General features: G+C 58.9%; 13 protein-coding genes. 8 read left to right on the top strand and 5 right to left on the bottom strand.

The features are described from left to right. A partial coding sequence (locus KHQ28_RS14345) for a glucan biosynthesis protein D (RefSeq protein ID WP_211777623.1) occupies positions 1-1121 on the top strand: 1121 nt, incomplete at its 5' end. A 53-nt stretch (positions 1122-1174) separates the two neighbouring features. Then, positions 1175-1753: a 50S ribosomal protein L7/L12-serine acetyltransferase gene (gene rimL, locus KHQ28_RS14340; protein ID WP_002907487.1), complete on the top strand. Its 579-nt coding sequence runs from the start codon at positions 1175-1177 to the stop codon at positions 1751-1753. Here the strand turns inward: rimL and ydcK are convergent. Further along, on the bottom strand, positions 1739-2719 hold the full coding sequence (gene ydcK / locus KHQ28_RS14335) for a YdcK family protein (RefSeq protein WP_049184118.1): 981 nt from the start codon (positions 2717-2719) through the stop codon (positions 1739-1741). The genes rimL and ydcK overlap by 15 nt on opposite strands. A 111-nt stretch (positions 2720-2830) precedes the next feature. Here ydcK and tehA point away from each other — a divergent pair, with 111 nt between their 5' ends. The 3 genes from tehA to KHQ28_RS14320 all read left to right on the top strand — a co-directional run bounded on the left by tehA (position 2831) and on the right by KHQ28_RS14320 (position 5357). Then, complete coding sequence (gene tehA / locus KHQ28_RS14330; RefSeq protein ID WP_002907483.1) at positions 2831-3835, top strand: dicarboxylate transporter/tellurite-resistance protein TehA; 1005 nt, start codon at positions 2831-2833, stop codon at positions 3833-3835. Then, complete coding sequence (gene tehB / locus KHQ28_RS14325; protein ID WP_032424190.1) at positions 3832-4428, top strand: tellurite resistance methyltransferase TehB; 597 nt, start codon at positions 3832-3834, stop codon at positions 4426-4428. The genes tehA and tehB overlap by 4 nt, the downstream gene beginning before the upstream one ends. Positions 4429-4688: 260 nt before the next feature. After that, a complete protein-coding gene (locus KHQ28_RS14320) occupies positions 4689-5357 on the top strand; it encodes a DUF3313 domain-containing protein (RefSeq protein WP_004143788.1) in 669 nt (222 codons plus the stop codon). A 46-nt stretch (positions 5358-5403) separates the two neighbouring features. Here KHQ28_RS14320 and KHQ28_RS14315 read toward each other — a convergent pair whose 3' ends face one another. Then, a complete protein-coding gene (locus KHQ28_RS14315; protein ID WP_004180146.1) occupies positions 5404-6300 on the bottom strand; it encodes a DMT family transporter in 897 nt (298 codons plus the stop codon). Between the two features lie 180 nt (positions 6301-6480). Between KHQ28_RS14315 and KHQ28_RS14310 the strand changes: the two genes are divergently transcribed. Next, entirely contained in the window at positions 6481-7350 is an 870-nt protein-coding gene (locus tag KHQ28_RS14310) for an AraC family transcriptional regulator (protein WP_004151213.1), read from the top strand. Here KHQ28_RS14310 and KHQ28_RS14305 read toward each other — a convergent pair. Then, positions 7327-8493: a benzoate/H(+) symporter BenE family transporter gene (locus KHQ28_RS14305; RefSeq protein WP_049184123.1), complete on the bottom strand. Its 1167-nt coding sequence runs from the start codon at positions 8491-8493 to the stop codon at positions 7327-7329. The two genes, KHQ28_RS14310 and KHQ28_RS14305, sit on opposite strands and share 24 nt — an antisense overlap. 185 nt (positions 8494-8678) lie before the next feature. On the opposite strand from KHQ28_RS14305, the gene KHQ28_RS14300 reads away from it, so the two are divergent. Continuing rightward, positions 8679-9248: a helix-turn-helix domain-containing protein gene (locus KHQ28_RS14300; protein ID WP_002907473.1), complete on the top strand. Its 570-nt coding sequence runs from the start codon at positions 8679-8681 to the stop codon at positions 9246-9248. A gap of 10 nt (positions 9249-9258) precedes the next feature. On the opposite strand, the gene KHQ28_RS14295 is transcribed toward KHQ28_RS14300, so the two are convergent. Beyond that, positions 9259-9426 carry a hypothetical protein gene (locus KHQ28_RS14295; RefSeq protein ID WP_014343127.1) on the bottom strand — a complete coding sequence of 56 codons (168 nt, stop codon included), beginning with the start codon at positions 9424-9426 and terminating at the stop codon, positions 9259-9261. A 33-nt stretch (positions 9427-9459) separates the two neighbouring features. Between KHQ28_RS14295 and KHQ28_RS14290 the strand changes: the two genes are divergently transcribed. After that, positions 9460-11421: a U32 family peptidase gene (locus KHQ28_RS14290; RefSeq protein WP_002907469.1), complete on the top strand. Its 1962-nt coding sequence runs from the start codon at positions 9460-9462 to the stop codon at positions 11419-11421. Positions 11422-11433: 12 nt separating this feature from the next. Here the strand turns inward: KHQ28_RS14290 and KHQ28_RS14285 are convergent, their stop codons facing one another. Then, the gene (locus KHQ28_RS14285; protein WP_004143781.1) at positions 11434-11664 is read right to left on the bottom strand and encodes a DUF2554 family protein; all 231 of its coding nucleotides are present in this window, start codon (positions 11662-11664) and stop codon (positions 11434-11436) included. Positions 11665-11672: the final 8 nt, after the last annotated feature.

Genomic DNA, 11672 nt, shown 5'->3' with positions numbered 1-11672 from the left:
GCGCCAGCTACTTCCGCGCGGTAGACAGCACCTATCAGTATGGCCTGTCGGCCCGCGGTCTGGCGGTGGATACCTTTACCGATACCCCGGAAGAGTTTCCCGACTTTACGTCGTTCTGGTTCGAAACGGTCAAAGGGGACGCCACGGTGTTTACCGTTTACGCGCTGCTGGACAGCCCGAGCATCACTGGCGCCTACAAGTTCACCATCCACTGCCAGGATACCCAGGTTATCATGGACGTGGAAAACCACCTGTACGCCCGCAAGGATATCAAACAGCTGGGTATCGCGCCGATGACCAGTATGTTCAGCTGCGGCAATAATGAGCGGCGGATGTGCGACACCATCCATCCGCAAATCCACGACTCCGATCGGCTGTCAATGTGGTTGGGCAACGGGGAATGGGTCTGCCGGCCGCTGAATAACCCGCAGAAGCTGCAGTTCAATGCCTTCCAGGACAAGAACCCGCGCGGCTTTGGTCTGTTGCAGCTGGACCGTGATTTCTCCCACTACCAGGATGTGATGGGCTGGTATAACAAGCGTCCCAGCCTGTGGGTTGAGCCGCGTAACCAGTGGGGCAAAGGGGCGGTCAGCCTGATGGAGATCCCAACTACCGGCGAAACGCTGGATAATATCGTCTGCTTCTGGCAGCCGGAAAAGGCGGTGAAGGCGGGCGACGAACTGGACTTCCGCTACCGTCTTTACTGGAGCGCGGAGCCGCCGGTTAGCACCCCGCTGGCGCGCGTTCTGGCCACCCGCACCGGGATGGGGGGCTTCCCCGAAGGATGGGCGCCGGGTGAACACTACCCGGATAAGTGGGCGCGTCGTTTTGCCATCGACTTTGTCGGCGGCGATTTGAAGGCGGCCGCGCCGCGCGGTATTGAACCGGTGATCACCCTCTCCAGCGGGGAAGCGAAGCAGATTGAGATCCTCTACGTCGAGCCGTTCGATGGCTACCGGATCCTTTTCGACTGGTATCCGACCACCGACTCAACCGACCCGGTGGAGATGCGTCTGTTCCTGCGCTGTCAGGGAGAAGCCATCAGCGAAACCTGGCTCTATCAGTATTTCCCGCCGGCAGCAGATAAACGCAACTACGTTGACGACCGGATCATGAAATAACCCTGAGTCACCCGACGCCCGCAGGCAGTCCCTGCGGGCCAGAAGAGAGCGCTATGACCGCAGATATCCCAGCAGTACCTGAGTCGATCCCGGTAACCGACGCGCTGACGCTAATCGCCATTGATGAGCGCTACGTTAGCGACCTGCACCAGCTGGTGGTCAAAAACCAGCGCTGGCTACAGCAGTCGCTCAGTTGGCCCGCCGAGGTGCGCAGCGAAGACGAGACCCGCCGCCATGTGCAGGGCAACGTGATGCTGCATCAGCGGGATTACGCCAAAATGTTTTTGCTGTTTCTCGATAAGCAGCTAGTCGGCGTCCTGTCGTTCAATCAGATCGAGCCGCAGAATAAAACGGCCTATATTGGCTACTGGATCGATGAAGAGCACCAGGGGCAAGGGCTGCTTTCCCGTTCATTACAGGCCTTTATCCGCCATTATGCCGCCAGCGGGCTGGTGCGCCGGTTTGTGATCAAATGCCGGGTGGCGAACACCCGCAGCAACCAGGTAGCGTTGCGCAACGGGTTTGTTCTGGAAGGCTGTCTCCGACAAGCCGAGTATCTGAACGGTAGCTATGACGATCAGAATATCTACGCCCGCATTATTGACCGCGATGAGGCATTAAAGCGCGCCTAACAGCGGCGTGCGGGTGATGTGCTGCTGGCCGTCAAGCGTTTTCGGGCCGCGCAGATGAATGGCCTCTCCCTCCTGTGCGGCAATCTGCACCTCGTCATTGATGGAGACCTGGTGCTCAACGATCACATCGCCGGTGATGACTGTCCGCCCCTGGATCAGCACATCGTCGTCGAGCAGAATCGGACCACCTCGCAGCTGCGCCTCGCCGCCGACCATCGCCCGATGCTTCAGCAGGCAGTTGCCTTCAATCACCGCATTCTCTGCCACCTGCGAACTGTAGCGTACGGTGGGAATGGCATCCTCTCCACGACCGGCGATCAGGCGCGCGTGCCCGTATACCCGGGCGTTATCGCACACCCAGACGTCGTTTTCTTCGTTCCCTTCAAGTCTTGCCTGGTCAAACACTTCCGCCCGATGTTCGACAAACGCATGCTCAACGAAGGCATCGCCGTAGATTTGCGCCTGGTGGAGAATGCGCGAGGCGCTGACGGTGGCTCGCTGATAGATCTGCAGGACTTTGTCGCGATCGGCGGTTAACCCGCGCGCGGCAATCACCTGGCAGTGGGGGAGAAGACGCGCCTCGTCGGCAAGGCGACAATAACCGCGCACCTGGCTCTGCGTAACCGTGACGTTGTCACTGATCTGCGCGTGATGGCTGATCTGCGAGGCGTGAATGCAGGCCCGTCCGCCGATGGTGGCCTCATGGCTGACCACGCAGAACCCGGTTAAGCGGGCGTCGTCGCGGATGCGCGCCCCGGCGAAGACCACGCTGTTGACATCGTAGATCCAGCACTCCCCCTGCTGGCTGAGAGCGCATTCCTCATCCACCCAGCCGCCTTCGCTGCCCGCTTTAACGTCAGCGAAATCAATAAGCGCCACGATCTGGCGCAGGGTGACGCTTTGTTTGCCATGCTCTTCCTCATAACAATACTGCCGGGTCTGTTCGCTGAGACGGTATTTACGCATGGCCGATCCTTATTACTTATGGTTAACATAAACATAGCAAAGATCGCCATAGCGCGCGGGATAAGGTTCCTTTAGAATGCAACTTCAAATTAAATTGATATCATCAATAAAATGAATAAAACGCAAACGCCGCGGCAGGTGCTAAACCTGCCGGCGGGTTATTTTGGCATGGTGCTCGGCACCATCGGAATGGGCTTCGCCTGGCGTTACGCCAGCACCCTCTGGCCGGTCAGCCGCAGCATTGGTGATGGGCTGGTGACGCTGGCGATGGCGATGTGGGTCCTGCTCAGCATGGCGTTTATCAGCCGGGCGATCCGCTTTCCGGCGAGCGTGCTGCGGGAGATGCGTCATCCGGTGAGCAGCAGCTTCGTCAGCCTGTTTCCGGCCACCACGCTGTTGGTGGCGATTGGTTTGGCTCCCTGGTGCCGGCCGCTGGCGATCGGGCTGTTTGTGCCGGGCGTGGCGCTGCAGCTCGCCTATGCCGCCTGGCAAAGCGGTGGGCTATGGCGGGGGAACCATCCTCGCGAGGCCACCACGCCGGGGTTGTATCTGCCGACAGTAGCCAATAATTTTATCAGCGCGATGGCCTGCGGCGCGCTGGGATTTTCCGATGCCGGACTGGTGTTCCTCGGCGCCGGGGTCTTCTCCTGGCTGAGCCTCGAGCCGGCGATCCTCCAGCGTCTGCGCAGCGCAGGCGAGCTGCCGACGCCGCTGCGCACCTCGCTGGGGATCCAGCTGGCGCCTGCGCTGGTGGCCTGCAGCGCCTGGCTCAGCGTCAACGGCGGGGAGGCCGATACCTTCGCTAAGCTGCTGTTTGGTTACGGCCTGCTGCAGCTGCTGTTTATGCTCCGTCTGATGCCCTGGTATCTTCGTCAGCCGTTCAATGCTTCTTTCTGGAGCTTTTCGTTCGGCATTTCCGCGCTGGCCACCACCGGTCTGCATCTCGGCCAGGCCAGGGGAGACGGCTTTTTTCATCATCTGGCGATGCCGCTATTTATTTTTAGCAATCTGGTTGTCGGCCTGCTGCTGCTGCGTACAGCGTTGCTGTTGGTCAGCGGGAAACTGTTGCTCCAGGTCGACCGGGAAACACTCCTGAATAAGAAGGAAGGATCATGACAAAGCGTGACGCGGATTATTTTAGTCAAAAATACAGCCTGACCCGCACCCATTCCGAGGTGCTGCATGCCGCGACGATTGTGCCGCCGGGGCGGGCGCTGGATCTGGGCTGCGGCAACGGGCGTAACAGCCTTTATCTGGCGGCGAACGGCTTCGCGGTGACGGCGTGGGATAAAAATCCGATGAGCGTCAACAATCTGGAAAGTATTCGCGCCGCCGAGCGACTGGATAATCTGCAAACGGCGGTGAAAGACCTCAACAGCCTGAGCTTTGGCGGCGAGTATGACCTGATCCTCTCCACCGTAGTGATGATGTTCCTCGAGCCTGACACCATCCCGGGCCTGATCGCCAATATGCAGCGCTGCACCGCCGCCGGCGGCTATAACCTGATTGTGGCGGCGATGGATACCGAAGACTATCCCTGCACCGTCGGCTTCCCGTTTGCCTTTAAACCTAATGAGCTTCGTGATTATTACCAGGGCTGGGAGCTGCTGAAATACAATGAGGACGTCGGCGAGCTGCATCGCACCGACGCCAACGGCAATCGCATCAAATTGCGCTTCGCCACCCTGTTGGCGCGCAAGCCTGCCTGATTCGCCGCGGCGTGGGAAGCTGAGCATGGCCCGCGCCGCATTCCCCGCCAGAGCCTGGGCAAGACAGAGACCCGTTGCGGCGAAAATGAGCCTGGAAAACCACGCGATACCCCTTTTAAGTGATTATTTATTAACGTAATGTTCAGGCCATCAATATTTATAAATCTTCCTTGACGAAGCCCTTTTTTTGTCACAAAACTAGTGGGTCCTATTTGCTATAACGTCTGCCGAAAAAAAACTGCATTTACAGGGATCTCTCTATGCGTACTCGCGTTTTACTGAAAGTCGCCGCTCTGGCGGGAATATTGGCGTTGACCGGCTGTGCGGCGAAAGTGGCGCAACCGAATCAGTATTCGGGCTTCTTAAAAGATTATTCCAGTTTGAAAGAAACGACCTCTGCCTCCGGCAAGCCGGAGCTGCGCTGGATCGATCCGAACTTCAATCCGGCCAACTATGACAATATCGTTTATCACCCGGTGACCTACTATCCGGTACCGAAGCCGACCACCCAGGTAGGGGAGAAGGCGCTGCAGGATATTCTTAACTACACCAACAAAGAGCTGAAACAGGCTATTTCCGAGCGTAAACCGCTGGCCACTACCGCTGGCAAGCGCAGCCTCATCTTCCGCGGGGCGATCACCGGGGTGGACTCCAGCAAAGAGGGGCTGCAGTTCTATGAAGTGATCCCGGTCGCTATGATTGTCGCCGGCACCCAGGCCGCCACCGGCCATCGTACCATGGACACCGATCTGTACTTTGAGGCGGAGGTCATTGACGCCAGCACCAATAAGCCGGTCATCAAGGTCGTTCGTAAAGGGGAAGGCAAAACCCTGGCGAATGAGAATACACCGCTGACCGTCGATACCCTGAAGCAGGTTATCGATGATATGGCGGTCGACGCCGTTAAATTCGATCCCTCTCAGCGTTAATCGTGCCAGCGCCGTCTGACGACGGCGCTGTTTTTCTTCAGCCTCCTCAGGCCAGCCTTCGGCGCAGCAATAGCTGTTCCGGTTTGGCAAACATCACCAGGTTACCCAGCAGGATCAGCGCCAGCCCGATCACGGCGCTGCTGTGCCAGACATACCCTTCATAGACGGTGGAAATGGATAAGGCGACCAGCGGAAACAGCAGCGTACTGTAGGCGGCTTTGCTGGCGCCGATGCGCCCAACGAGAGTGAAATAGGCGCCAAAGGCGATGACCGAGCCGAACAGCGCCAGGTAAAGCAGGGCGCCCAGATAGCTGACGGTCCATTCTGGCATAAAGTTATCGCCGCGCAGCAGAGCGATTGCCCCCATCACCAGCGTGCCGTAGAGCATCGCCCAGCTGTTGGTGGTCAGCGTTTCCAGCCCGCGGCGCTGGTGGCGAATACTGAACATATTGCCGAGCGAAAAACCGTAGGTACCCAGGGCGCTCAGCCCGATCCCCCACAGCAGCGAGGCGTTCAGTCCGTTGGCCAGCAGGTCGTCCCAGAACAGGATGACGATACCGGCGAGACCCAGCGCGGCGGCGGCCCAGAAGCGGCCCGGCGGCTGCTGGCGGAAAAAGAGAAAGCTGTTGATGGCGTTAAACAGTACCGCCATCGAAAAGATCACCGATTCCAGACCGGTATTGATCCAGGCGGCGGCGGTATAAAAACACCAGAAATTAAAGCAGAAGACGCAGCAGCCCTGCAGCAGGCAGCAGAGATGATCTTTCGCGCCCAGCGGCCGCAGGCGTCGTGTGACGAGCAGAATCGCCAGCATCGTGACGCTGGCTACGGCGAAACGCCAGAAAATCGATACCGGCGCGGCCACCGGTCCCTGTTGTAAAAAAATCGCGATCCACGTTGTACCCCAGATCACGACAACGAGTGCATAGAGTAATGCGTTCACCCTGGTTCTCCTCTACCTGTTGATGGGAGGAGTATGCCGGCTGCCGCCTGCTGCGGCTTTCACCGGTTTGTTGTCGGCTTGCAAATTCTTGCGCTTATTTGCCATCCGCTGGCGGTGAGGACTGGAAACCGCGCCGTAGTCTCCCTAGACTAGGGCTTTTACAGACAATGTGTGAAGACGATGGGTTACGGGACATTTGAAACATTACGGCGACAGAACGCGGTGCTGAAGGGAACCGTGGAGCTGAATTCCGGTATTCAACTGGCCGCCTGGTATAACAATTGCGATACCGTGACGGTGCGCAGCGACCATCATACTTTAAGTCTGTACGTGGCTGATGGCTACGAAAGCTATCAAAAGACGCCGCACGGCTGGAAAAATGGCGGCGGCCCGGATCGTTTTTGTCTGATGCCGAAAGGCGATGAAAGCGTATGGGATATCCGCGGCGATCTGTCGTTTGTGCATCTTTACTGTACCGATGCGCACCTGCGTCGCGTCGGCGAGGAGGTGTGGGACCGCAGCCCGGCGAACTTCACCCTGCAGGAAAAGACCTTCGCCAGCGATGATAAAATCACCGCAGTGTATCGTCAGTTTTTGCTGGCTAACGACTGGCGGCAGCCGGCGAACCAGCTGACCCTCAGCGCTGCCAGCAGCTTACTGCTTACCCATCTGATCCAGCACTATTCCACCGTGCAGTGGCGTTTGCCGACGGTCACCGGCGGGCTGGCGCCAGGCGTAAAGCGTCACGTACTGGCCTGGATCGATGCTCATCTCGATCAGCCCTTGACCCTGGCCGACCTGGCGCAGCAGGCGGGTCTGAGTGAGTTTCATTTTGCTCGTATGTTTCGTCAGTCGCTAAATATGGCTCCGCATCAGTACGTCATGCAGCAGCGAATGGCGAAGGCGCAAAACCTGATCTGCCATAGCGCGCTGCCGTTAACCGAGATAGCGCTGGCCTGTGGTTTTAGCTCCCCCAGCCATTTCAGCCATCGGGTCAAAGCCGCCACCGGCCTGACGCCCTCCCAGCTACGGGCGGCGCAGCGCGGATAGCACGCCGTAACTCACCCCGCCGAGCACCACGCCCCAGAAGGCGGAGCCAATTCCCGCCAGCGTCACCCCGCTGGCGGTGACCAGGAAGGTTAGCACCGCCGCATCGCGTTCACTGGCCTGATGCACTGCCTGAAACAGACTCCCGCCGATGGTGCCGAGCAGCGCCAGACCCGCCAGCATCTGGATCCACGCCGGCGGTAGGGCCGACATCAGGGCGGTGATTGACCCGCCGAACAGACCGGCCAGCAGATAAAAACCGCCCGCGGCTATGGCCGCCAGCCAGCGCTGGTTCGGATCCGGGTGCGCCTCCGGGCTCTGGCAAATCGCAGCGGTGATCGCCGCGATGCAGATGGAATAAACCCCAAACGGCGCCAGCAGTAGTGCCAACCCCCCGCAAACGACGATCAGTGCGGAGACCGGTACGGTATAGCCTGATGCCTGCAGGGTGGCGAACCCCGGAGCGTTCTGCGAGGCCATGGTGACGAGGAAGAACGGCAGACCGACGCTGAGCAAAAGCGCCGGAGTAAACTGCGGGGCGACCCATTCCGGCGTCACAAATGCCAGCGGCACGGGGGCGCTAGCCACATCCCCGGACGCCGCCGCAATCAGCGCTCCAATCACCAGCGCGGCCACCACGGCGAAGCGGGGCCACAGCGCTTTACACAGCAGCCAGGCGGCGAGCATCCCGCCGCACAGCGGCAGATGATCCTGTAAGCCGGCGAAGGCCTGCAAACCAAACCGTAGCAGGATCCCAGCCAGCATCGCGGCGGCCAGCGAATGGGGAATGATCTGCATCAGCCGGGCAAACAGGCCGGTGGTGCCGCAGATAACGATCAGCGCGTTGGCGAAAATAAAGATCCCCACGGCCTCGGCGAGGGTCACCCCCTGCAGGCCGCTAACTAACAGCGCAGCGCCCGGCGTTGACCAGGCGGTGAGCACAGGAACTTTCCGCCAGGCGCTCAGCGCGAGAGTACTGATGCCCATGGCGAGGCCAAGAGCCGTCATCCAGCCGGCGATCTGCCCGGGGGTAGCGCCGGCCGCGGCGGCGGCCTGCCAGATGATGGCGGCGGAGCTGGCGTACCCCACCAACACGGCGACGAAGCCAGCGAACAGAGTGGGAAGCGGAAAACTAAACGAGCGCATAGATGATTCTCATGTGCGTTATAACATCCATTCAATGTATCATTGTGCGTTATAACGCACAAGCGGTGGTTCGCGCAGCTACCCTGGGAGAAAAACTCGCCGCCAGTGGCGTACGATGCCGTTAAACGTCCTGAAAAAATCAGACAAATGGCGGTATACTTTGCGCAGTAAAAACAGGAGGAAGGATGAATATTGCGCAACATCTGGCGGCAACGCTTAAAACCCTGCGCCAGCAGCGAGGCTGGAGCCTGTCGCGACTGGCGGAAGAGACCGGGGTGTCGAAAGCCATGCTCGGGCAGATTGAGCGGAATGAATCAAGTCCAACGGTGGCGACGCTGTGGAAGATTGCCACCGGGCTGAACGTACCGTTTTCGGCGTTCATCGTCCCGGACGCCAGCGCCGCGCCCTCCGCGTTTGATCCGCAGCAGCAGGCGATGGTGGTGACGCCAGTATTCCCGTGGGATCCCGAGCTGCGCTTTGACCATTTTTCGATAACCCTTGCCCCCGGCGCGCTGAGCGAATCAACGCCGCATGAGAAAGGGGTGATTGAGCATGTGGTAGTGATAAGTGGTACGCTGGATTTGTGCTTACAAGGGGAGTGGCACTCGCTGCAGGCGGGTGAGGGTAGGCGTTTCGCCGGCGACGCGACGCATGCGTATCGTAACCGCGGCGCCCAGGCGGCCCATTTCCATTCTCTTATCCATTATCCAAAAGAAAAAACCGCGAGCGAACCCGCGGCCAGACAAGATGACTGATGATAACCACTCACAACGTGACGAGGAAAATCCGGAATACGTGATGACAGTACTCTTCGCCGTGATTTGAGGGAAATATCTTTTCCGTCAATACTTTGTTGAAAAGTGAAAATTCGTCGTCGCGCGACGGCGGAAAAGGTTTTCGTCTGCGCCCGGTTCTGACTACAATAGCCGCCATTTCGACCCCCTTATACTGGATAACAACACGCGTATGCGCCTGCACAATCATCGTCTTGAACTTCTTAGTCCTGCCCGCGACGCCGGTATCGCTCGCGAAGCGATCCTTCACGGCGCCGATGCCGTTTACATCGGTGGACCTGGCTTTGGTGCCCGCCACAACGCCAGCAACAGTCTGAGCGATATCGCCGGGCTGGTGCCTTTCGCTCATCGCTTTGGCGCAAAGGTATTTGTGACGCTGAACACCATTCTGCATGACGATGAACTGGAGCCGGCGCAGCGGCTGATTACCGATCTCTACGACGCAGGCGTCGATGCGCTGATCGTGCAGGATATGGGGATCATGGAGCTGGATCTGCCGCCGATTGAGCTGCACGCCAGCACCCAGTGCGATATTCGCAGTGTGGAAAAAGCGAAGTTTCTCTCCGACGCCGGCTTCAGTCAGATCGTGCTGGCGCGCGAACTGAACCTCAGTCAAATCAAAGCCATTTACGACCACACTGACGCCACTATCGAATTCTTTATCCATGGCGCGCTGTGCGTGGCCTATTCCGGGCAGTGTTACATTTCGCACGCCCAGACCGGACGCAGCGCCAACCGCGGCGACTGCTCGCAGGCTTGCCGCTTGCCGTATACCCTGAAGGACGATCAGGGGCGGGTGGTGGCCTATGAGAAACATCTCCTGTCGATGAAGGATAACGATCAGACCGCCAACCTGGCGGCGCTGATCGACGCTGGCGTACGCTCCTTCAAAATTGAAGGCCGTTACAAAGACATGAGTTATGTGAAAAACATCACTGCGCACTACCGTCAAATGCTGGATGCCATTATCGAAGATCGCGGCGACCTGGCGCGCGCCTCGGCTGGACGCACCGAGCATTTCTTTATCCCGTCCACGGATAAAACCTTCCACCGGGGCAGCACTGACTACTTTGTTAATGCCCGCAAAGGCGATATCGGCGCCTTTGATTCGCCGAAATTTATCGGCCTGCCGGTGGGTGAAGTTCTGAAGGTAGGCAAAGACCATCTCGACGTTGAAGTCAGTGAACCGTTAACCAACGGCGATGGTCTCAACGTGATGATTAAGCGCGAAGTGGTGGGCTTCCGTGCTAATACCGTGGAAAAAACCGGCGAAAACCGTTATCGGGTATGGCCGAACGAGATGCCAGCGGATCTGCATAAAGTGCGCCCCCATCAGCCGCTCAACCGCAACCTCGATCATAACTGGCAACAGGCGCTGCTAAAGACCTCCAGCGAACGCCGCATCGCGGTAGATGTGACGTTGAGCGGCTGGCAGGAGCAGCTGGTTCTCACCATGACCTGTGAAGATGGCGTCAGCGTGACCCACACCCTTGACGGGGAGTTCGCCGAAGCTAACCAGGCGGAGAAAGCGCTGGCCAACCTGCGTGACGGTGTCACAAAACTGGGGCAAACCATCTACTATGCGCGCGAGGTGCAGGTTAATCTGCCGCCGCTGTTTGTGCCCAACAGCCTGCTCAACCAGCTGCGTCGGGAAACTGCGGAGATGCTGGATGAAGCGCGCCTCAACGCCTGGCAGCGCGGCACCCGCAAGCCGGTCTCCGTACCGCCGCCGGTCTACCCGGAGACCCATCTCTCCTTCCTCGCCAACGTCTATAACCACAAGGCGCGGGCGTTCTACCAGCGCTATGGCGTACAGCTGATCGACGCCGCCTATGAAGCGCACGAAGAGAAGGGCGATGTGCCGGTGATGATCACTAAGCATTGTCTGCGGTTCGCCTTCAACCTCTGCCCGAAGCAGGCGAAAGGCTCCATCAAGAGCTGGAAAGCCACGCCGATGCAGCTGATCCATGGCGATGAGGTCCTGACCCTGAAGTTTGACTGCCGTCCGTGCGAAATGCACGTGGTCGGCAAGATCAAAAACCATATCCTCAAAATGCCGCACCCGGGCAGCATTGTGGCCTCCGTCAGCCCGGACGATCTGATGAAGACGCTGCCGAAGCGCAAAGGGGCCTGATTCGAGTCGATGCTATTGGCAGGATGCCCGCGGTTTACGGTCGTCCTGCCAGCGGTGATGTTCGCGCAGGTCTGCGGCGGCCTCCTCGTGCTGGCTGCGAAGCTCATCGCTATCCGCTTCGTGCAGCAGCTGCTGTTCGAGACTTTGCACCGGAAAGTACTCGTGTCCCTGACGATGGGCCAACAGATGCCCGGAAAATAATGCGCACAGCAACAGCAGGGCGCTTATGCTTCTCTTTAACATACCTTTTC

The organism is Klebsiella sp. 28, assembly GCF_018223905.1.
Lineage (GTDB): Bacteria > Pseudomonadota > Gammaproteobacteria > Enterobacterales > Enterobacteriaceae > Klebsiella > Klebsiella pneumoniae.
Note: the sequence above shows the minus strand (reverse complement) of the source record. Positions and strands in the feature narration are given on the sequence as shown.

What these genes read in the sequence shown, in the direction of transcription:
- rimL (WP_002907487.1), top strand. Translation starts at nt 1,175, where the DNA reads ATGACCGCAGATATCCCAGCAGTACCTGAGTCGATCCCGGTAACCGAC.
- ydcK (WP_049184118.1), bottom strand. Translation starts at nt 2,719, where the DNA reads ATGCGTAAATACCGTCTCAGCGAACAGACCCGGCAGTATTGTTATGAG.
- tehA (WP_002907483.1), top strand. Translation starts at nt 2,831, where the DNA reads ATGAATAAAACGCAAACGCCGCGGCAGGTGCTAAACCTGCCGGCGGGT.
- tehB (WP_032424190.1), top strand. Translation starts at nt 3,832, where the DNA reads ATGACAAAGCGTGACGCGGATTATTTTAGTCAAAAATACAGCCTGACC.
- KHQ28_RS14320 (WP_004143788.1), top strand. Translation starts at nt 4,689, where the DNA reads ATGCGTACTCGCGTTTTACTGAAAGTCGCCGCTCTGGCGGGAATATTG.
- KHQ28_RS14310 (WP_004151213.1), top strand. Translation starts at nt 6,481, where the DNA reads ATGGGTTACGGGACATTTGAAACATTACGGCGACAGAACGCGGTGCTG.
- KHQ28_RS14305 (WP_049184123.1), bottom strand. Translation starts at nt 8,493, where the DNA reads ATGCGCTCGTTTAGTTTTCCGCTTCCCACTCTGTTCGCTGGCTTCGTC.
- KHQ28_RS14300 (WP_002907473.1), top strand. Translation starts at nt 8,679, where the DNA reads ATGAATATTGCGCAACATCTGGCGGCAACGCTTAAAACCCTGCGCCAG.
- KHQ28_RS14295 (WP_014343127.1), bottom strand. Translation starts at nt 9,426, where the DNA reads ATGGCGGCTATTGTAGTCAGAACCGGGCGCAGACGAAAACCTTTTCCG.
- KHQ28_RS14290 (WP_002907469.1), top strand. Translation starts at nt 9,460, where the DNA reads ATGCGCCTGCACAATCATCGTCTTGAACTTCTTAGTCCTGCCCGCGAC.
- KHQ28_RS14285 (WP_004143781.1), bottom strand. Translation starts at nt 11,664, where the DNA reads ATGTTAAAGAGAAGCATAAGCGCCCTGCTGTTGCTGTGCGCATTATTT.